The sequence below is a fragment of the Novipirellula aureliae genome (genome assembly GCF_007860185.1).
In the GTDB taxonomy this organism is placed as follows: Bacteria; Planctomycetota; Planctomycetia; order Pirellulales; family Pirellulaceae; genus Novipirellula_A; species Novipirellula_A aureliae.
In genome coordinates this window covers 8,042-26,215 of the sequence record NZ_SJPY01000009.1, presented here as the reverse complement: position 1 = coordinate 26,215, position 18,174 = coordinate 8,042, and the positions used below count along the sequence as shown (strand labels likewise).

Here is an 18,174-nt window from a genome sequence, read left to right as displayed (position 1 = left end):
TGCAACTCGATTGACGGACGAAGCATCCCTGCTGGCCTGTGCCGCTTACGTGGATTTGAACCTGATTCGTGCCGCGATGGCGGAAACGCTGGAGCAGAGCGATCATACGTCGGTGCAAAAACGAATCGAGGCGATGAAAAGTGAGTCACCAAGCGAAGACAAGCCTGATGCTTTCTTGGCACCTCTGTCGATCGATGAGCAGCTTGATCCCGTAGGTCCCTGTGCTAGCGATAGCGGCAAGCGATGTAGTGATAAAGGCTTCTTACCAATTTCACTCGTGGACTACTTGAAGCTACTCGATTGGACAGCCCGGCAAGTGGCGCCGGGCAAACGCGGTGCGACGCCTTCGGCTGCACCACCGATTTTGGTTCGGTTGGGACTCGAGCAAGCGACTTGGTGCGAACTGGTGAAGGACTTTAGGAAATTGTTCTGCAGCATTGCTGGACGCCCGGAAAGTGTCGATTCGATGCGTTGTCACCGCACGCACCGCCGCTACCATCTCCGCCGCCGCGCCCGCGAGCTATTGACGCTCCCGGACTGAGCGTCCCTTCTTCGATTTCCCTCCTTTTCGTGACGCTCTTTGAGCTGCCCCCAGGATGAAGGTACGCACCCGATGCGGCCATTTCGAGGGAAAAAGCCTATCTCCCTGGTTCCCATGCATGATTATTGACGATCAAGTGCAATAGCAAAGCAAAAACCACGACGGCGTCTGCCCGGGGTGTTGCTGTATCACCTGAAATGATGCTCTGTCCCTAGGATTGGGGAATCAAGCGGGACGGGGGGAGAATCGGGGAAAAAAGGTTGAATTGAATCCGGGACGAGGATTGAATCCGCAATTCAACCCCCGTCCCATTTGATTCGCCGTAAACAATCTGAATTTCATCGAGGCAGCTTACTCCTCTGTCGGTTCGTAGCTGACTTGGCTTACGTCGACCCGGAGTTGCTCCAAGCGTTCGGCAACGTCGTCGGGCATTTCCTCTTGGTAGCGACCGCCGATTTGGCCAGCCAGGAACGCTTCGATCTCGGCGTACATCGCCATACGGTTGACCGGTTTGGCGAACCCGTGTCCTTCGTCGTCGGCCAGCAAGTAGCTGACCTTGTGGCCGCGGTCTCGCAGCGCGATCGCGATCTGATCGGCTTCGGCCTGTTTGACTCGCGGGTCGTTGGCTCCTTGAATGATCAGCAACGGTCGGGAGATCTTCTCGGCACTGAACAGCGGACTGGCATCGCGAATCCGTTGTTTGCCTTCTTCGGTGCTCGGATCGCCGACCATGCCGTACAGGAACGCTCTTCCCGATTCCCAATAAGGCGGAATCGAATCGAGCAGCGTGAAGATGTTGCTCGGACCGACAATGTCGACTCCGCAAGCATAAAGATCTGGCGTGAACGCCAGTCCGGCCAACGTCGCGTAACCTCCGTAGCTGCCGCCCATGATGGCGACACGGTCTTTGTCCGCGATGCCTTCGGCGATCAAATGCTTCACACCCCAGGTGATGTCGTCCTGCATCAGCTTGCCCCACTGCAGGTCACCGGCGTTGAGAAACTTCTTGCCGTAGCCACCGCTGGCTCGAAAATTCGGTTGCAACACCGCGTAGCCTCGGTTGGCCAGGAACTGAACGGTCGCGCTGTAGCCCCAGGAATCGCGTGGGCCTTTGGGTCCGCCGTGAACCAACACGACCACGGGCAGGTTCTTCGCTTCGACGCCCGCGGGCACGGTCAGGTAAGCAGGGATCTCCAAACCGTCGCTGCTGGCGTAGCGAATCGACTGCATCGGTGCCAGGTACTCCTCCACTTCTTTCAGTTCAGGCCGTGGAGTGTACTGGTGGATCAGTTCGCGCTTTTCCGCGTCGAAGTACCATGCTTCGGCGGCGTACTTGTCGCCGTGAACGGCAATCAGGAATTTGCTGTAGTCGTTGGTCGAGCTTTGAAACGCAATCTCGCGACCAGGGAATTTCTGCTGCAAGAACTTGTAGTTGGCTTCCCAGGTTTTATCACGCCAGTAGTAACAAGTCTTGTCGTCGGTGTAGGACGTCGAGATGATTTCGCGAGTGTTGCGGTCGAGCCGAAGCCTACCGAAGTCAACGGCCTGCTCTGGATCGCTCTCCAACAATTCGGCCTGCTTCGTGTCAGGATTTATCGTGTACAAGGTCAACAGGTCGAGTTCGCCTTTGTTGGTGACCAAGTAAAAGTTCTCGTTCTTCGCGTCCCAGCCACTGACGCCTGCGTTCTCGGTGACGGACGTTTCGTAGATCGGAACCAAGTCATCGCCGTCTTTACGAAGCAGTGTCGTGTTGCCGGCCGGGTCGGTGCGGCTGAGCAGACGCAGGTTGTCGTCCCAGTCGAATTCATAGCCGGTGATGCGATCATCGTTTTGATAGACCAGCTTCAAGTCACCCGTGGAAATTTCGAGCTGATAGAGATCGTGCCACGCTTTGTCGCGGTCATTTAACCCGATCCAAAGCAAGTCGGGATTGTTCTGGCTGGCGTGCATGGTCTGTGCCGTCACATCCTCCATCGGCGTCAGGTTCCGCGACGGAGGTGTTTCTTTGCCGGGCTCCGGTTTCGCTGCCGGATCAACGGCGAACAGGTTCATATTTTCGTCACCGCCGGAATCCTTGACGAACAGGATGAACTTGCCGTCCTCCGTCCATGTGTATCCTCGCAAAGGCCGCTCGCTATCGGTCAACGGACGAGCCTGATCAAACGGCTCCGCGAATTCTTTGACCCAGACATTCATGATCCCGTGATACGGCTTCATGAAAGAGATGAATCTTCCGTCGGGGCTGAGTTTTCCGCCAGCGATCTGCGGATTGCCAAAAAATAGATCTCGATCTAGCAAGGGTGTCCCGGCTTCGGTTTCGGGGGGATCCAGCTCGGGAAGAGCAGCGTTGGCTTTTATGCCACAGCCAAACAGAAGTGCGGCGCATGCCGCGATCAACTTGTGGTTCATCAGAAAAATCCAATGTGCAAATGAGGGGGGGCTTGAACTTCGACGCGAACGCACCCATTCGGTGAGGACACGGATATCTGGATTCATGTGCTTCGGCCGCTTTACCTGCAACGGCTGTGCAGTTACGATTAGAGTTCAGTTGTTACGAGGTGTCCAGAGGGCTCAATTGCGGGAGAAACACGGTCCATGCAAAAACCGGAAGACGTATTGGACAGCTACTTTCTGGAAGCACGCTGTCACTTACTGGAGATCGCGGCGGTGTTGGATCGGCACGATCGTGCATGCGAAGACGACTCTCAGCGGTCGAGTGAAGCCCGAATCGATCTGATGTACGAATCGTTGGCGATGCTATCTCAGCGGGGAGCGGCAGCGAACCGAAGCGAACGTTTGTTGCTCCTGTTTTCCGAGCCGGAGTGATCTCGTTTGGCAGTATCCAAACTTGAGGTGAACCATGCAGATTATCCAGCCGCATTACCACGGCATCGCCCGGACCGCTCAGGATTATGAACGGATGGCGATGTCGGGTGTTGTTGCCGTTGCCGAGCCTGCGTTCTGGGCGGGATTCGAACGTGCTTACCCCGAAACCTTTATTGACTACTTTCGCCAGATCAGTGAATTTGAGCCGACCCGTGCGGCCGAGTACGGTATTCGGCACTTTTGCTGGGTTGGGATGAATCCCAAGGAAGCGGAGAACCCACAACTGAGCCGCGAAGTGCTTGAGAAGATGCCTGAGTTTTTCCAGAAGCCGACAGTTCTTGGCGTTGGCGAGATCGGATTTCATAAAACGACGAAGAACGAAGAGCAGATCTTTGAAACGCAGGTGCAGTTGGCCGTCGATCATGAACAACTTATCCTAATTCACACGCCTCATTTGCAGGACAAAGTCCGCGGTACCCGGCGAACCCTGGATGTGCTTCGCAACATGAATGTGAATCCCGAGCGAGTGTGGATCGACCATGTGGAAGAACATACGATCCGCGAACCGCTCGAGCAGGGGTATTGGGTTGGGCTGACGCTCTATCCCGTTACCAAGTGCTCGCCACGACGTGCCGTGGATATCCTTGAGATCTATGGCCACGAAAGGATACTCGTCAATTCGTCGGCAGACTGGGGACCGAGTGATCCATTCACGCTTCAAGAGTGCATTGGCGACTTTCGTCGGCGTGGTCACTCGATTCAGGAGGCAATCGAGATCTTCCACAACAATCCCTGTCGATTCATGGGCCAATGTGCCAAGTTCGACATCCATCCGATCCGTTTGGAGCCATCGGTTTGATTGAACTCGATGCATTCACCAAAGTTTATGGTGAAGACGCTTCGGGTGATCTTGGGGTTGTTGCCGCCGACAAGTTGCCACGCTTGAATTTCGGATTGCGATGTTGCGGAAGAGCCTTTGCGGATCAAACGGCTGATCGGATTGACCTCGGCCAGCGCGGGGCTGTATCAATGGCTGGCGCCTCGGGAACTGCTTCATTATTTCGCCGTCGGCTTTAGACTGCTCTACCGCGGCAAGGTCAAATACGAAGGAACGCTCGTGGAGTTGAAATAGGAACAAGCAAGGATGTTGAAACGTCTGTCAGGGATAATTGAGCAATTGCGTGGCGGAATTGCGTCTGCCACCTCTGGACGCTACATGCTGGCGACGAGGTCGATCTGGGTTCGTTTCGGAGTAAATTTCGACTCCGATTAAGATGCTCGAATCGATTGGAAAATAATCTATGTTTTTGCGAACGCAATGCTTTTTGCAACCGTATTGCATCTGTTGCCTTGGTGTTGTTCGATTTCGATGGTTCCTGCTGGGGTTGGCTTGTCCGTTGCGCTGAAGCATGCGGGCATCGAGAATTTCGTCGTGCTCGAACGGCAAACCGTTGGAGATTCGTTTGCCGCTTGGCCGGCCGAGACTCGATTCATCACGCCGTCGTTCCCAACAAACTCAATCGGAATGATCGACTTGAATTCGATCGCGGTGGAAGTGTCTCCCGCGTTTAGCCTCGAAGTCGAGCATCGGACCGGAGAAGAATACGCGTCGCATCTGCCTAGCGTCGCTCAATACTTTGAGTTGCCCGTTCGCGAACATACCGATGTGCTGCGAGTGACGAAGGCCGGCGATCACTTTCGAGTGGACACCGCCGAAGGAACTCTGCGAGCCAAGCATGTTGTCTGGGCGGCGGGAGAGTTCCAGTATCCACGGCTGAACGGTTTCAAGGGCCGCGAACTGTGTCGGCACACGGCGACCGTGGGCAGCTACGAAAACCTCGAAGGCGATGAGTTTGTTGTCATCGGCGGCTACGAGAGTGGCGTCGATGCCACTTACCAAGTGGAACAACGGCGAGCGTCCTTTCATTCCCGCCGAGAAGTTTGCCTCGGCATGGCGTGGCTTGTCATTTGAAGTCGCCACCAACTTTGACTCGTACTTGAGACGCACTGAATCATGAAGCTTGGTGGAACGATCTGTCCAACGTATGTCCTTTTCGATCAAGGCCAACCCGTCATGACTTGTAGCTTTCCGGTCTCGATTGATCTGCTTGAAGGCGAGATGTTGAGACTCGCGGACGGTGCCCGTCAATGACACATGGATTGAATGATCGAATTCCGACCAACGTGATCATTGGATTTCTTGGATCAGGAAAAACGACCGCCATTGCGAAGCTGATTGACAAACGACCGGCAGGTGAAAAGTGGTCCATCTTGATCAACGAGTTTGGAACGGTGTCTATTGACCACGCATTGCTGGAGGCTAACTCATTCGACTGAAGGGTATTTTCCGCTGCGAGGCTGATTGGTGGACGATCAATCGAGCCAAGGACGGGACCAGTTATACCCTGTCGGCCTATCGCCGTGATAGCCGAAATGACGAGTTCGTCATCAATACGCCGAAACATGAACCCAAAACCGCCCGTTCATATGTTGCGTTCAGACGGCCAATCGAGCGGTATAAAACAGACCGATGGAAAGAATCAGCGCCGCCCGGATGTACGGCCAAGGCAGCTTCGACCATCTCGAATCACGGCCGGAAAATTGCGTCCCAAATAACTGAACGATGATACCGAACACCGTAATTGAGCAGGCGATGCCGCTGGCAAACAAACCGATCACACCGTAGGCGGCAACTGGTGTGCCTGTGGACATGCTCGTAAAGTAAGCTGCCATGGCCGACGGACACGGTAATAATCCGAACGCGATCCCCAGCAAAGCACTCATCGAATAGCTGGTCTGCTTGGTGAAACCGCCAGACTGCTCGCAATCGTCCTTTTGATGGCCAGCGCAGCCACACTTCGAGGGTTTGGAACGAATCGCCGCGATCAACATCCAAACTCCAACGCACAGCACCAAGCCAGAACTGATCCACTGCATTGCTGTGGTCACCGCTTCGTCCTCATGATGATGGTCGCCAGTCACGATATGGTGCGTCAAGTGAACCGCGGCGGCAATACCGATCAGCGAGACGCTGTGGGCTAGCGCACTGGAAAGCCCCATTACCAACGGATGCAGGAAACTACGTCGTTCGCCCGCCAAGTAAACGAATATCGCCGTCTTCCCATGCCCCGGTTCGAGCGCATGCAGTGCCCCCAGTCCGAACGCTAGGCTCAGTGTTAATTGATGAGCGTGGTCGTGCATCTATGAAGAATCCGTGAAGGACAGGGTTGGCCACATCAGACCGATATGTTGATGCTACAGATCACAGCGGCAAAAGGTTCGTGATAATCCTAACTGGTAGCCCGATGTTTTCCCCTGGCTACCGGAGCCTGAAGAGCCGGTCACGATCGAATCGCCACCACCGATTTACATTTGGCCGCAGCTGCCGCCGGACCATCCTTCTTTTCGCTGGCTCGTGTCGCTTGGTATCGCGGTGTTCGTTTTGTCAATGTGAATGTATAAATAGCGTGTGTGCTGCAGCGACGGTCGCGTGGCCGCACAAGTCGACTTCAGTGGCGGGCGTGAACCATCTAAGATGGAAACTGCCTGCGTCATCGGTTGAAACCACGAACGCGGTTTCCGATAAGTTTATTTCCATGGCGAGGTTTTTCATCCAGTCATCGCTCGGATAGCGGTCAAGAATGCAAACGGCAGCCGGGTTGCCGGTGAAGGGTCGATCGGCGAACGCGTCGATTTGCCAAATGAGGATGCCGTCGGAAGAGCTCATTCAAGTCTCGATTCGGATTTCAGTTTTGACGGAATTGGCGATTTCGGCTGTAGCGGTTGAACCGAATCTCTTCTCCAGAGTTCTCCCAGTGAACGATCGCGTGGATCATGAGGCTGGCTCGTTGGGGACAAGGAACCCCAGGTGATGGCCCGCGTGCATCCACATGAACTGTTTCCAATCATCGACCGGCAACTCGTTCAGGAACGGATAGTCCTCGATTGGGCCAGCGAACGCGTTCGCTCGCTCGATCGTCGCGATGCAGCCGTCAATGATCGCCTTGTCGTCGGGGCCAGGCTCGGACTTGGGTTTCAACCGATCCATCGTCGGTCCGCTGGACATTTTCCGAGTTCGTAATATGCGATTGTAGATCCATTTGATGATCGTGGCTCGCAGAATCCACGGTAGACGAAAGCCAAAACCGTCCATGCCACCGGTCATGGTTGCGTTCAGGTGTTCGCAAATTTGCGTGAGGTTCCAATTTTTGGTCTTCGTATAACTATTTGATCGTAGACTTTGAATTTCAGCGATCACTTCATCACCGGTGTGAAAGTCGAGCGTTCGTTTTTGCATGGTTGCCATGGATGCTTTCCGTGAACGAGCCAATGAACACAAGCCATCTTCGGGGACGAAGATTGGGCTGGTAAGATTCTGAGCGAACGAGTTTACAAACACCGCAGCAGATGCACCATGAGTGACTATCGGTGATACTGGCGGTTTCTAGACAAGTCGTCCCCAACGGCGCCAAGTTGGCGTAGCGAGAATTAAAATGACTGACGCAGAAAAACAGAACCTCATTGGACTGCTCGATTCGCTGGTGAAGGCGTCGCTTCCGAAGGCGACAAAGGTCGCGAAATACGGTGGTACGCTTTACACGTTGAAACCGGATGAAAGGGAAGGGCAGTTCTGCGGCGTGTTCCCGTACAAGGCTCACGTGCAGTTGTCGTTCGCTCAAGGGGCTTTGCTCGACGATCCCGATGGATTGTTAGAAGGTGGCGGGAAATTTCGCCGGCACCTGACGTACAAGAGCCTGGACGACGTCGATGCGAAGGTCGTCAAGCGTTTCTGCAAAGCCGCCATCAAACTCTGATCTTTCACACATCAACCTTCACTCTTCAAACTTCCAACGTGCCACTACATCAATGTTCAAATCACCAAGGGGGCTTGGTCCGCTAGATCGACGTCGAGTAGCGGCTCACCGAGATCGTTTTGCGACGTTCTCGCGAATGCGAGTCCATGCTTGCTTGGGCTTGCCGTCGAGCGTTTGCAGGCCGTGCGTTTGCAGGCCGTGCGTCCCCAGATACGCAAAATGATCCCAATGAGTCATGCCTACACGAGCAGCACCAAAGCCGCCCATGCTAAAGCGGCGAGGATGCGGCCATTCCGGTTGGCGATGGTGCGATACGTCTTGTCGACATGAGGAATCACGTCGTCGATAAAGACCGTTTCCACCGGTGCCGCGTCATCGATGAGATCACTCCACAAATGGCGAGGTAGCCCGTTGACGGACACTACCAACATTGGCTCAATTCGACCGGCGACCATCGCGTCGTGAAACAATCGAACCAGCGGGCGAATGCCCCTTCTCCACCTTCGGTTCCATGCAGCCAATACAAAACTGGAAAACGCCGCGCACGATCATGCTGATAGATCGGCGGCTTGTAGATGTGATAACTCACGTTGGCACCAACGACCACGACTTTACGAGTGATCTCGGGTGGCGTGACGATTGAGAGAGCCTTGGGGGCAGGTGGTAGGTCGGCGATCAACGGGTAGGCCTGGTGACCTTCGAGTTCGTATCGAGGGTTGGCTCTGCATGGACATAGATTGCAACTAGGGTTTCAACAATGTTCTATCGCGTTAAACTAACCGTATGGAACAACGACGTGAACTACACTTTGACGATTTGAACGCGGCGGCTGAAGAGGCACGATCGCTCTAGGAAGATCAACCGCGCGGACCGGTTGATCGGTAGCGTTATGCCAGAGTATATTTAGTTTCATGCCTCAACCCGATCCCGCGAGAATCGTGTCCTTTGAATCGCCGAAAGATCTCGGCCGGTGGCTCAAGGTGAATCACGCCACCGAAAGTGAACTGTGGGTGAAGATATTCAAGAAGAAGACTGGGATTCCGAGCGTGACTTGGGACGATGTCGTGATTGAGACGTTGTGCTGGGGCTGGATCGACGGCGTCAAGAAATCAATCGATGACCAAGTCTATCTCCAGCGGGTCACTCCAAGAAAGCCGCGAAGCAACTGGTCAAAAAGGAACAGAGAGCATGCGGAGCGTTTGATAAGCGAGGGCCGGATGATGGAGTCAGGACTCGTGCATGTTCGCGCCGCCAAGGCGGACGGCCGGTGGGAGAACGCCTATGTGGCAAGTGAAATGAAAGTGCCAGCGGATTTCCTAGCAGCACTGGAGAGCAAATCGAAGGCGAAGCAGTTTTTTGAAACGCTCAATAAATCGAGTCGTTATGTCATCGCGTACGGATTGACAAGTGCAAAGAAACCCGAAACCAGACAGAGGCGATTTGCAGAATTCATGGACATGCTTGTCCGCGAAGAAAAGCCGGGTATTGGCTTTAACAAGGCGAAAAAGGCATAACAAACCTTGCACACGGAGTCGCGGGTCTGTTGGTACACTCTTTGCACATTTTCGCTAACGATTTAGCCCACACAAACCGCCGTTTGGGCTGGGTTATTGGATTTGCTTCAGGGAGCCCGTCTTCTACTGTGTCAAATGAAAATCACAGAGACAGCGTGACCAATCAAACCGGCGTGCTCGAAGACGACAAGCCCGTCGAAGCATTAGACTCTAATACTCGTGATCCGAAACGGGTGTCGCCGGCCTACTCCGTGGACAGTCAATGGCGAAACCACGATGTGTTCGTCAATGGACGAGAGCAAATTGTTGAGTTCTTGACCGGTAAATGGGACAAGGAAATCGATTACCGCCTCGCCAAACGGCTTTGGGCTTTAACTGAAAACCGGACCGCGGGTCGCCCCACAGAAACGCGGCTTTCGCGGATGAGTTTGTTGTAGCTGACGGTTTGATCCACGTTGTACTCGACGGGCCAAGCCACACGATGTCCGATGCGTCGACGTTGACTGGTCGTTCGCCTTTATCGAACGCCTGTTCGGTGGGCAGGACAGGGAAGTGGTCCGGCGGCGGGCAATTGCTGACGCATTCCAACTTCAGGCAATGGTTGGAATAAGTCCGCCGTCGATTCGCAAAGGTGCTCCGTTAATGGCCGAGGCGAGTGGGCTGGCAACAAACGCCACCAAATTGGCAATCTCCTCCGGCTGGATCAATCTCTGAATCAAGGAGGTTGGCCGATTTTCTGCCATGAATTTTTGTTCAGCCGAGTCATATTCTTCGTTCGGAAATAAGTTGCCGACGAACTCTTTCACTCCCGGTGTCAACGTGGAACCAGGCATAACTGTGTTGACCGTGACGGCGCTTCCTTTGGTCAATTGAGCCATACTACGTGAGACGGCAAGCTGGGCTGTTTTGGTCATCGCGTAGTGGGGCATTTCAGGAGCGGGCACGACGCCGGATTCGCTGCTGATGAAAATGATGCGTCCAGCGTCTTGCTCAAGCATTTGCTTGAGGTAATGCCTGGCAAGACGTACGCCACTCATTACGTTGATGTCGAAGATGTGTTGCCAAGCTTCGTCCGTCAGGTCAAAGAAGTCAACGGCTTCAAAGATGCCGAGATTGTTGACGAGGATAAAGGCACCGTATCTACATAGACACAACTTTACCGCTGTCCAGTGTCCGCGTCCCGATTTGTACGAATCCAGCCTTCTGATGAAAGTTCAATGAGACGGTATTTGGCGGATCGACGTCCACTTCGGCTGTGATCGATAGCAGATCCGCATTTTTCGCCCAAGATTGAATGTGAGAGTATAACGCACGGCCAACGCCGGAACCGCGACAGGCTCCCCCATCGCTTTAGGAACTCAAGGAATCTGGCTCGACTGTTTTTTACCAAGGCAACTCTCCAATAATTAGGTAGCAACACGTATCGGTGGCATCCTGCCACCGCTTCAGGGGACGGCGGCAGGATGCCACTGGCTAGCACTCGCGGCGGCAGGATGCCACCGGCTAGCACTCGCGGCGGCAGGATGCCACTGGCTAGCACTCGCGGTGGCAGGATGCCACTGGCTAGCACTCGCGGCGGCAGGATGCCACCGATACTATTCGAGACGGTAAGTGGCGTCTTGCAATATGTATTCGTGCGACGTCAACTTCGCCTTCTCCGGGTTTGCGCGAATGTAGTTCTGGAACGCCTCCAATTGTTCGGGGGCTCGCACGATGTGGTCATAACTCTCTCGCATCCATAATGATCCCTCCACCCCCAACTTCCGATTGATCGCGTTCGCAGTGAAACTCTTCACAGCCTGCAAGATGTCTTCCAACTCGAAGCCATTGATCGGTCGCATTAGCACATGAACATGATTCGGCATCACGACGAAATTACCGGTTAGCACGCGATCACCGTGAAAATGCGTCAGCGAGTTCGCGACGATTTCTGCGAGATCAGGACGCTTTAACACGCAGCTTCCGTGTCCCGCGTCGAGATACTTGTTGAGCTTCGTCGCCATGGCCCGTTCATAAAGACGCTGATCGTTCCTCGGCAATTGGCCAACGGTGTTCTTCCAGTCGAATCCCTCCGCGTTTAGCAGCTTCGGGTCGATTCCTCGATGAAGCAACCACTGGTCACGTTCGTATTCAAATTCGAGAATCACACCGACTGGTAGCGCGTCAGCAAGTCTGTATGTCACAAAGTAGGTGCAATTCTCTTGACGCCAATGGGGAAGAATTCCGTGATAGTACACGCGGACTTCGCCTCGCTCATCGAAACCACGAAAGGGTATTTTCTTTTCGTTCATAGGCGCTCAATAGTATCGGGGGCTTCCAGCCACCGCGGAGTGAATTGCTTGATCAAACGGCGGCAGGATGCCACCGATACGTTTTACTACCGAAACGCTTCGCGCGTTCCGCTACGGTCAAACTCTAAAACCAAATTTCACTTAACTGACCTGATTCAAGCTCATTGGCGTAGCTGAGGTAGTAGTTGCGGTTCGGCGCGTTGTACTCGCGTGCCGCCAAACCTCGCAGTGCCGTAATCTTCACCTTGCGGGCCAGTTTCAAGTCGCCATCATCCAACCATTTCACGTGGTCTGCGAGCTCCAACGCCCACTGGAAGTCTTGCTTCGCCAGAGCGGATTCCATTTGCTCGGTGAGTTTCTCTGTGCCGCCGGCCAAGTCGGCTATTTTTTGCGCCTTGAGTTTTGGCGCGAGGGGATTCAACGTTGTCGGATTGCCGTCGTACCATCCCAACAAGCCGGCATAGATTGCTCTGACCGCGTGCGGAACCGATCCGTAGAACTCGATGAGATACGGTTTGTCTTTTAGGTGATCGGGAAGTTTGACTTCATGCGCGAGCTGGTCGGGACCCTTGCCAGCATTGATGCCACGAACCGTTTGGTCATACACGCTGCGAATCGCTTCGCTGTAATCCTTCAACGCGGCGGTGGCAGCTTCTTGTCCCTGGATGGGCATGGTATGGCCGGGAACCACAACGTGTGGCTCAAGCTCTGCCATCTTCGCAACGCTTTCTGACCAACTGAGCACATCGCGATAAGCCGTGCCCCGAATCGCATACAGGTTGGGGAACGAACTGTAGAAGTTGTCGCCCGCCAGCAACACCTTCTGCTTGGGGAGCCAGATGAACATGGCATCGTCGGTTTCCCCCGGGCCGATATGAAATTCGATTTCGACGCCCGCGATTGTTGTTTTTAGCCCACTGCGTGGAACCGTCACGGTAGGTGGAAGGTGGCCTTTGCCGCGATCGCTATCGTAGGTATTCGCCGGCGCAACGCCGCGATTGGTGCTTTCTGACGGCGAGAGCTTCCGTCCGAACTGACGCACATTGCGTTTCATCTTGACTGGATCCACCGCTTTGTTGACGCCTTCAGCGGATCCAAAACTTTCGGTGGCGTAGATGTCTGGTCGCTCACCGCCCACAAAGGCACTGGCTCCACCGATGTGGTCGCCGTGGCTGTGGGTGTAGAGGATCGCCTTGACCGGTTTGTCGCTGTATTTCCGAAAAGCTTCAAACGCATTCGCAGCACTGGTCGGTCCCATCAGCGTGTCAACGATAATCACACCGTCGGTGCCGACGATCATCGACGTGTTGGCTCCATGGAACCCAACGGCCGTGAAGACGTTGTCGGCGACTTTGACAATTCCTTGCTCGAATTGTTGCTGTTGCGCATTGAGCATCTTCAATGCGATCTTCGGTTCGACCTGCGTTTGTCCGTTCGCAACTGCGGCTACCAGCACCGCAATCAAGAGCGGACAAATTGTTTTTAGGGTTACGTGCACATACTCTTAGGTGGACTGATTGGATTTTTAAACGAAAATAGCTTCTCTCGATGTAATAAACGAGCTGAATCACGAGGATTCGCTCACTTGGTGTTAATGGTCGTAACCAACAATTTGGACATCGTGGTTCGACAATACATGCGAAAGAAGCCTCATGAATTCTACTACAATCTCAATGCACGAGAACCGAGCCAGCGCAGCGTGTATCGCATGCCTTCAAAAAAACAGCGAGCGAAGCTCATCGATCCCGTTCTTGGTTGGCATGGACGCCAACCCTCTTCCCGCAGGGATGCGGGCAGTCACCCAAGCAACAGAGACAACGACCTGAACCAGAGTGATTCGATTAAGTTCAACGGTACCGATCACCGGGTCGGGAAAGTTGAGGTTCCATTTGAAAACGGCCGCAATCCCGACTCCGGTGCATCGGATGGTTCCCCGATCGTGTGTTGATCGGAAAGCTTGCGGTCCGCAACTTGGGTTATGAAATTGTACCCCCAACATCCAATCACCGGAAACGTACCCCATTCGTCGCGGGTGGCAATGCGCAGATGCCGAGAACCATCGAGCAGCATCGTGCCAGCGCCGCCATGCGAGGAAATCATCCGTGGCATTTTGATTTCATCAAGCGAAAGATCACGTTCACCCAAGACGGCGCCACCCGTAGTGGTGATTGCCTTGATATGCATTACGCCAAAGGCAATGAATCCGCATCTAGCAATCGTGTCGGTGGTTGGTGTCGTATCGCCAGTCCAGTTGTGTAGTCCACCGAAGAAGCAACGAGTCTTGGAGGGGATCTCCTCTGTGTTGAGTTGCAAGACCCGGCCACAAGCGAAACGTCCGTTTGCCATGGGGACGGCCCAGTATTGCCCGGGCAACAGCTTGCCAGTTGATTTCGGGACTAGCGGGTATTCCATCAAAGTACAGTGCAGGAGGTTTTCAGTCGGGGAACGCCGACGATAACCGCGTCGGCCAGATTGACGTAACCACTAGAGCAAACGCTCGTGGCCGACTGCGGTTCATCGGTTGGTTATCGGATCAGTATGGGGAATCGCCGAAAAGGTTAAGGAAGCAAAACTTCAAGGATGGACTAAGCGACGGGATTGTATCAAAGTCGCTTTGGTCTTCGACCCCTTCGGTGACACATTCGTCCCGATTCGTTATCGCGATCATTGTAGCAGATCGAAGCATTGCAGATCAACGTTCGCGGTCAGGATTTCGGGTCAGGATTCGACCGAGCAAGTATAGCGGTTAGGATTCGAGCATCGGCATCGTCCGAGCAACTACAGCGCACCAATTGCGGCAACGACTACAGCGCATCAATCCGATAACGTTACCAATCACCCGGCGGCGACGAGAGATTGTCCATTTGAAAACGCCCGACTTCGCCGCTCGGGTGCATTGGATGGTTCCCCGCATCGTTGGCGACGAACACACGAATCACATTGGTCATCAATCTGGATCGGGACCGGAAAGGAATTTGTGCCAGTCTAACACAGAATCCACCATCGCCTGTCGGTCGACAAACCGCCGACGAACTTGGTCCATGGAAGTGAGATTGATGGCATCAAGTTTTGTTCCGCCATTTTGCTTCCAACGTTGGAAATCGTCGAACTTAGCGAATCGGTAGAAATGAAACGGAACATCGCAATCGGTGCTGCTGCGTTCCGTCTTGAAGAATCCCAAATACACCCAAGTTACGATTTCCAAGTAATCGCGGTCCTCAACCACCGTGCAATTGCATTCGTAGCAGACCTCATTTTCAGAAAACATTGAGTAGTCTTGAATCGTTGCCAGTCAGTCGGGGAACGTTTGGGTTAACGTGGTCGGCCAAAAAAAACGTTTAGATTGCCGAAAGTCGTCGTGGCCGACTCCCGTTCAACCCATGGTTCTGCACTCGTTCGTGACCGGGTTGCTACTGAGGCGATGCCAGTACGCAATAGTATACCACCACAAGGAGATTGAATGCCATTCCAATCCCGATCCGGCGGTATCCGCGGAAATACGTGTCGCGACGTTTGCGTGGAATGTGCGAAGGTCCGAATGTGTTGAACACGTGATGACGCAGCAGCGGTAGTTTCGCGTACACAAGATCAAAGAGGCCGCACGCATAGAGCGTGCCCATGATGATGTAGTTGATCGGCCACCATATGACGATCGCGAGTCCAAGGAATAGGACCATCGGCGCAAGAAAGACGAGGTTCGCCGCGAGTTCGTATCGTCTCATTTGAATCGCCGTGGATGTTGGGTCAGTTCGCGTTGTCTGATTGCAGAACGCCGACGATAACCGCGTCGGCCAGATTAACGCTTAGATGACCGCAAACCGTCGTGGCCGACTGCGGTTCATCGGTTGGTTCGTCGTTCTTCGGATGGTATGGTTTGTCCGTCGTAGCTTCGATACGCACCGTTCGCGTTTCCACGCAGTGAGTCCGTGGTGGCAGCGTCATTATTCTTGGACCTACCAATAATCGGGCCTCTCATCTCGGGAATGAATTGAATCTGCGTATCACCAATCGTTGATGACGGCGACTCCAATTTGACTTTCCCCGGTACTGCGACGGAAATCAGCACCCAAGTCGCAGACTCTCCTTCATGCTTCGTGAGCAGCCAAGTTTGGCCGGTCCGACCATCGAGCAAAACGAGTGTATTCTGAAAAGGAGCCATCGTGTATCGCACCTCCTCCGTTGTCGATACGGCGCGCGCGGAAACTATTGGTCTCTGCGGGGCATCGTCGCCTCTTGCTGTGCCCATCGTCGCCACGCATAGGAAGCAACCAACAATAACGGTATGTGATAAATACACTATGCTCTTCTCATTTCTCGCAGGGAGCCAATTCGGCCATCGAAACAACTATACTAAAGCGATGCTGTCGACGAACGATTGAGGTAACGGGGGGCGAGGAGAGGAGCTCGACTTTAAAACCGACAGCGCCGAGCCCTCCCGTTCACCGATTTGATATGCATCATTTTTGTAACGCGTCCAGTACACGGTCGCAATATGTCTGTTCGTTCCGCATTGATCCAAGCAAACGGCCAACCACGGTTTTAGACGGTACGTCTTGGAATTTGAACATGGGTTCGTTTTCCAATTCAGCTGGCCAAAGGATACGACTGGCGAAGTCGGTGGACAAGGAGAGGCCGAGTTGAAACGTAATGCCGAGCCGAGCACCAAGGTCAGCAAGGAAGGTGTCGCGTCCGTCAGCATAGAAAGAAGCTTCGTACCACATCGAAGGCCCAGTCGCAAAACAGAGAAAATAGTCGTCGGCGAACGGTCCGTTTTGATTAGTCGCCTCACCAATGATGCGAAGGTCTTCGACGCGAATCATCCAGTCCGAGTAAGTCGTGGACGCGTATCGAATCACGTCGCCATCAAGTTCGATATGTCCTGAGTCTTCGGCCATGGGGAGATGCATATCGCCGACGATAACCGCGTCGGCCAGTTTTGAGTTTACCAGAGAGCAAACGGTCGTGGCCGACTGCGGTTGATCGGATCGTTATCCGCCGTCTTGGATTTCGGCTTGGTGAGCAATAAATGATCGCACCATTTCGTTAGGTTCCGCACCAACCCACACAGTGCGAAAAGCACCGCCGTCGACCCGCGTCACGGGCGAAGCGGCGTTGCCCGGAACCGGGAAATATGTCCAGTCGACATCAACCATGGATTGCAACTTTGTAATGTACTCTTCATTCGAGATCTGTTCGCCATCTTCGTTGGATCGCGAGAACAGCATCGGCTCGTTATCGTCGATCACGGTCGCGAGATCATCCCAGCCTGATGGCCATTTGCCGTCGTTTTGATCTAAGTAGGTGGTGAGCAGCGTACCCGTATCCCAAGCAGCATATGCCTCGGGTATTTCACGGATGGTGCGGATAACGGACCATGCAACAATCCCGAAAGCCAGAACAAGCACAACCGCTGCGAATTGGACGAGCCTTCGTTTCGTGATCTTGTTTCGCTGCATGTTCAGTCGGATAACGTCGGGCGTCACTGGGCGGGGAGAGTAAAGTTGTCCATTGCAAATCCGGCCGCAAGCCCCGCTCCGTGTTCACGCGATGGTTACCCGCCGTTTTACAGTTTGAGATCGTCGAGCAACTCTAGCATTGTGTCAGTATGTCGATGGATCGCAATCTCTGGCACAGAACCATCCATTAACACGGGGATTTTAATGTCGCGCGGTGTTCCGTAGGGGTTTGATCCGGTGGTTAGGCGTCCGCGACCATCTGGTGGATCAAGGCGGATTTTACTGCGGAACGTGGAAATGTAGTACCAGCCGGTGCCGTTCTTACGCACCAGCGTTACGCGATGCAGTGTCCAGTCAACCGGTGCGTCGTTGGCTGGCAGTGTCTTAAGTTTTGCATTTGCAGCACGTATCGCCTCAAGCATCGAGAGTGGTGGATCATGATTCTGGTCCGTCCATTGCGGCGCGTTCGTGATAGCTTCCGCATCAACGTTGCAAATGTAGAAGCCGAAGGCTACGTCAGACCGCACTTCGTCGGAAAGAACTGGCGTCGATGCAAGGAGCAGAACAAACGTTGCGGATGTGAGGAGCTTCATGATTCAGTCGGGTAACGAATTGCATTCTATCCGGGGACCAGGCGTGGAAAGGTCTTGATCAATGGTTGACGTGTTTCGCCTGGTCCACGGATAGAATGTGCGTTGAACTTTGTCGTGCAGACCGCTTACGTTGGCAATC

Annotated in this window: 25 protein-coding genes and 3 pseudogenes; 10 read left to right on the top strand and 18 right to left on the bottom strand. The window is 53.9% G+C overall.

Annotation, left to right across the window (positions count from 1 at the left end):
• On the top strand, positions 1–541 hold a 541-nt coding region (locus Q31b_RS23885; RefSeq protein WP_231617810.1), incomplete at its 5' end, for a hypothetical protein.
• Between the two features lie 351 nt (positions 542–892).
• On the opposite strand, the gene Q31b_RS23880 is transcribed toward Q31b_RS23885, so the two are convergent.
• Positions 893–2,950, bottom strand: a complete 2,058-nt coding sequence (locus Q31b_RS23880; RefSeq protein WP_146602181.1) for a S9 family peptidase — start codon at positions 2,948–2,950, stop codon at positions 893–895.
• A 186-nt stretch (positions 2,951–3,136) separates the two neighbouring features.
• On the opposite strand from Q31b_RS23880, the gene Q31b_RS23875 reads away from it, so the two are divergent.
• From Q31b_RS23875 to Q31b_RS23855, 5 genes are all read left to right on the top strand, one after another.
• Complete coding sequence (locus tag Q31b_RS23875) at positions 3,137–3,367, top strand: hypothetical protein (protein ID WP_146602180.1); 231 nt, start codon at positions 3,137–3,139, stop codon at positions 3,365–3,367.
• Between the two features lie 34 nt (positions 3,368–3,401).
• Entirely contained in the window at positions 3,402–4,226 is an 825-nt protein-coding gene (locus Q31b_RS23870; RefSeq protein WP_146602179.1) for a TatD family hydrolase, read from the top strand.
• Positions 4,223–4,444 (top strand): hypothetical protein, encoded by a 222-nt coding sequence (locus Q31b_RS23865; RefSeq protein WP_197172207.1) that lies wholly within the window; start codon positions 4,223–4,225, stop codon positions 4,442–4,444. Before Q31b_RS23870 ends, Q31b_RS23865 begins: the two co-directional genes overlap by 4 nt.
• A 241-nt stretch (positions 4,445–4,685) precedes the next feature.
• Positions 4,686–5,339 carry an NAD(P)-binding domain-containing protein gene (locus tag Q31b_RS23860; protein WP_231617809.1) on the top strand — a complete coding sequence of 218 codons (654 nt, stop codon included), beginning with the start codon at positions 4,686–4,688 and terminating at the stop codon, positions 5,337–5,339.
• Between the two features lie 176 nt (positions 5,340–5,515).
• Entirely contained in the window at positions 5,516–5,704 is a 189-nt protein-coding gene (locus Q31b_RS23855; RefSeq protein WP_146602177.1) for a GTP-binding protein, read from the top strand.
• 159 nt (positions 5,705–5,863) lie between these two features.
• On the opposite strand, the gene Q31b_RS23850 is transcribed toward Q31b_RS23855, so the two are convergent.
• The 3 genes from Q31b_RS23850 to Q31b_RS23840 all read right to left on the bottom strand — a co-directional run bounded on the left by Q31b_RS23850 (position 5,864) and on the right by Q31b_RS23840 (position 7,673).
• Positions 5,864–6,568 carry a HoxN/HupN/NixA family nickel/cobalt transporter gene (locus Q31b_RS23850; RefSeq protein ID WP_146602176.1) on the bottom strand — a complete coding sequence of 235 codons (705 nt, stop codon included), beginning with the start codon at positions 6,566–6,568 and terminating at the stop codon, positions 5,864–5,866.
• Positions 6,569–6,812: 244 nt separating this feature from the next.
• Positions 6,813–7,094, bottom strand: a complete 282-nt coding sequence (locus Q31b_RS23845) for a PhzF family phenazine biosynthesis protein (RefSeq protein ID WP_231617808.1) — start codon at positions 7,092–7,094, stop codon at positions 6,813–6,815.
• A gap of 105 nt (positions 7,095–7,199) precedes the next feature.
• The gene (locus tag Q31b_RS23840; RefSeq protein WP_146602175.1) at positions 7,200–7,673 is read right to left on the bottom strand and encodes a DUF1569 domain-containing protein; all 474 of its coding nucleotides are present in this window, start codon (positions 7,671–7,673) and stop codon (positions 7,200–7,202) included.
• A 187-nt stretch (positions 7,674–7,860) separates the two neighbouring features.
• On the opposite strand from Q31b_RS23840, the gene Q31b_RS23835 reads away from it, so the two are divergent.
• Positions 7,861–8,181, top strand: coding sequence for a DUF1801 domain-containing protein (locus Q31b_RS23835; protein WP_146602174.1), 321 nt, complete (start codon positions 7,861–7,863; stop codon positions 8,179–8,181).
• A gap of 239 nt (positions 8,182–8,420) precedes the next feature.
• On the opposite strand, the gene Q31b_RS23830 is transcribed toward Q31b_RS23835, so the two are convergent.
• Both Q31b_RS23830 and Q31b_RS29820 read right to left on the bottom strand, forming a co-directional pair.
• Positions 8,421–8,612, bottom strand: coding sequence for a hypothetical protein (locus Q31b_RS23830; protein WP_146602173.1), 192 nt, complete (start codon positions 8,610–8,612; stop codon positions 8,421–8,423).
• Positions 8,603–8,860 (bottom strand): hypothetical protein, encoded by a 258-nt coding sequence (locus tag Q31b_RS29820; RefSeq protein WP_449289934.1) that lies wholly within the window; start codon positions 8,858–8,860, stop codon positions 8,603–8,605. The genes Q31b_RS23830 and Q31b_RS29820 overlap by 10 nt, the downstream gene beginning before the upstream one ends.
• A gap of 232 nt (positions 8,861–9,092) precedes the next feature.
• Here Q31b_RS29820 and Q31b_RS23820 point away from each other — a divergent pair, with 232 nt between their 5' ends.
• Both Q31b_RS23820 and Q31b_RS23815 read left to right on the top strand, forming a co-directional pair.
• On the top strand, positions 9,093–9,695 hold the full coding sequence (locus Q31b_RS23820) for a YdeI/OmpD-associated family protein (protein ID WP_146602172.1): 603 nt from the start codon (positions 9,093–9,095) through the stop codon (positions 9,693–9,695).
• Between the two features lie 155 nt (positions 9,696–9,850).
• Positions 9,851–10,093 (top strand): annotated as a pseudogene (locus Q31b_RS23815) (DUF1348 family protein); the annotation flags it as partial.
• On the opposite strand, the gene Q31b_RS23810 reads toward Q31b_RS23815, so the two are convergent.
• The 5 genes and pseudogenes from Q31b_RS23810 to Q31b_RS23790 all read right to left on the bottom strand — a co-directional run bounded on the left by Q31b_RS23810 (position 9,981) and on the right by Q31b_RS23790 (position 13,382).
• Positions 9,981–10,283, bottom strand: a complete 303-nt coding sequence (locus Q31b_RS23810) for a DUF4437 domain-containing protein (protein WP_231617807.1) — start codon at positions 10,281–10,283, stop codon at positions 9,981–9,983. The pseudogene Q31b_RS23815 and the gene Q31b_RS23810 overlap by 113 nt on opposite strands.
• Positions 10,284–10,285: 2 nt before the next feature.
• Positions 10,286–10,822 (bottom strand): annotated as a pseudogene (locus tag Q31b_RS23805) (SDR family NAD(P)-dependent oxidoreductase); the annotation flags it as partial.
• A 13-nt stretch (positions 10,823–10,835) separates the two neighbouring features.
• Positions 10,836–11,021: pseudogene (locus Q31b_RS29745) on the bottom strand (GNAT family N-acetyltransferase); the annotation flags it as partial.
• Positions 11,022–11,290: 269 nt separating this feature from the next.
• On the bottom strand, positions 11,291–11,986 hold the full coding sequence (locus Q31b_RS23795) for a transposase (protein ID WP_146602170.1): 696 nt from the start codon (positions 11,984–11,986) through the stop codon (positions 11,291–11,293).
• A gap of 124 nt (positions 11,987–12,110) precedes the next feature.
• On the bottom strand, positions 12,111–13,382 hold the full coding sequence (locus Q31b_RS23790; RefSeq protein WP_231617832.1) for an alkyl/aryl-sulfatase: 1,272 nt from the start codon (positions 13,380–13,382) through the stop codon (positions 12,111–12,113).
• A gap of 256 nt (positions 13,383–13,638) precedes the next feature.
• Between Q31b_RS23790 and Q31b_RS28660 the strand changes: the two genes are divergently transcribed.
• Complete coding sequence (locus Q31b_RS28660; protein WP_197172203.1) at positions 13,639–13,812, top strand: hypothetical protein; 174 nt, start codon at positions 13,639–13,641, stop codon at positions 13,810–13,812.
• Between the two features lie 34 nt (positions 13,813–13,846).
• Here the strand turns inward: Q31b_RS28660 and Q31b_RS23785 are convergent, their stop codons facing one another.
• The 7 genes from Q31b_RS23785 to Q31b_RS23755 form a co-directional block, all read right to left on the bottom strand.
• Positions 13,847–14,398, bottom strand: coding sequence for an Imm26 family immunity protein (locus Q31b_RS23785; RefSeq protein ID WP_146602169.1), 552 nt, complete (start codon positions 14,396–14,398; stop codon positions 13,847–13,849).
• Between the two features lie 535 nt (positions 14,399–14,933).
• Positions 14,934–15,254, bottom strand: coding sequence for a hypothetical protein (locus Q31b_RS23780; protein WP_007336647.1), 321 nt, complete (start codon positions 15,252–15,254; stop codon positions 14,934–14,936).
• Between the two features lie 142 nt (positions 15,255–15,396).
• The gene (locus Q31b_RS23775) at positions 15,397–15,708 is read right to left on the bottom strand and encodes a hypothetical protein (protein ID WP_146602168.1); all 312 of its coding nucleotides are present in this window, start codon (positions 15,706–15,708) and stop codon (positions 15,397–15,399) included.
• 116 nt (positions 15,709–15,824) lie between these two features.
• Positions 15,825–16,145 (bottom strand): hypothetical protein, encoded by a 321-nt coding sequence (locus Q31b_RS23770; RefSeq protein WP_146602167.1) that lies wholly within the window; start codon positions 16,143–16,145, stop codon positions 15,825–15,827.
• A gap of 298 nt (positions 16,146–16,443) precedes the next feature.
• A complete protein-coding gene (locus Q31b_RS23765) occupies positions 16,444–16,881 on the bottom strand; it encodes a hypothetical protein (RefSeq protein WP_146602166.1) in 438 nt (145 codons plus the stop codon).
• A 93-nt stretch (positions 16,882–16,974) separates the two neighbouring features.
• The gene (locus Q31b_RS23760; RefSeq protein ID WP_197172200.1) at positions 16,975–17,442 is read right to left on the bottom strand and encodes a hypothetical protein; all 468 of its coding nucleotides are present in this window, start codon (positions 17,440–17,442) and stop codon (positions 16,975–16,977) included.
• A 107-nt stretch (positions 17,443–17,549) separates the two neighbouring features.
• On the bottom strand, positions 17,550–18,035 hold the full coding sequence (locus Q31b_RS23755) for a hypothetical protein (RefSeq protein WP_146602164.1): 486 nt from the start codon (positions 18,033–18,035) through the stop codon (positions 17,550–17,552).
• Positions 18,036–18,174: the final 139 nt, after the last annotated feature.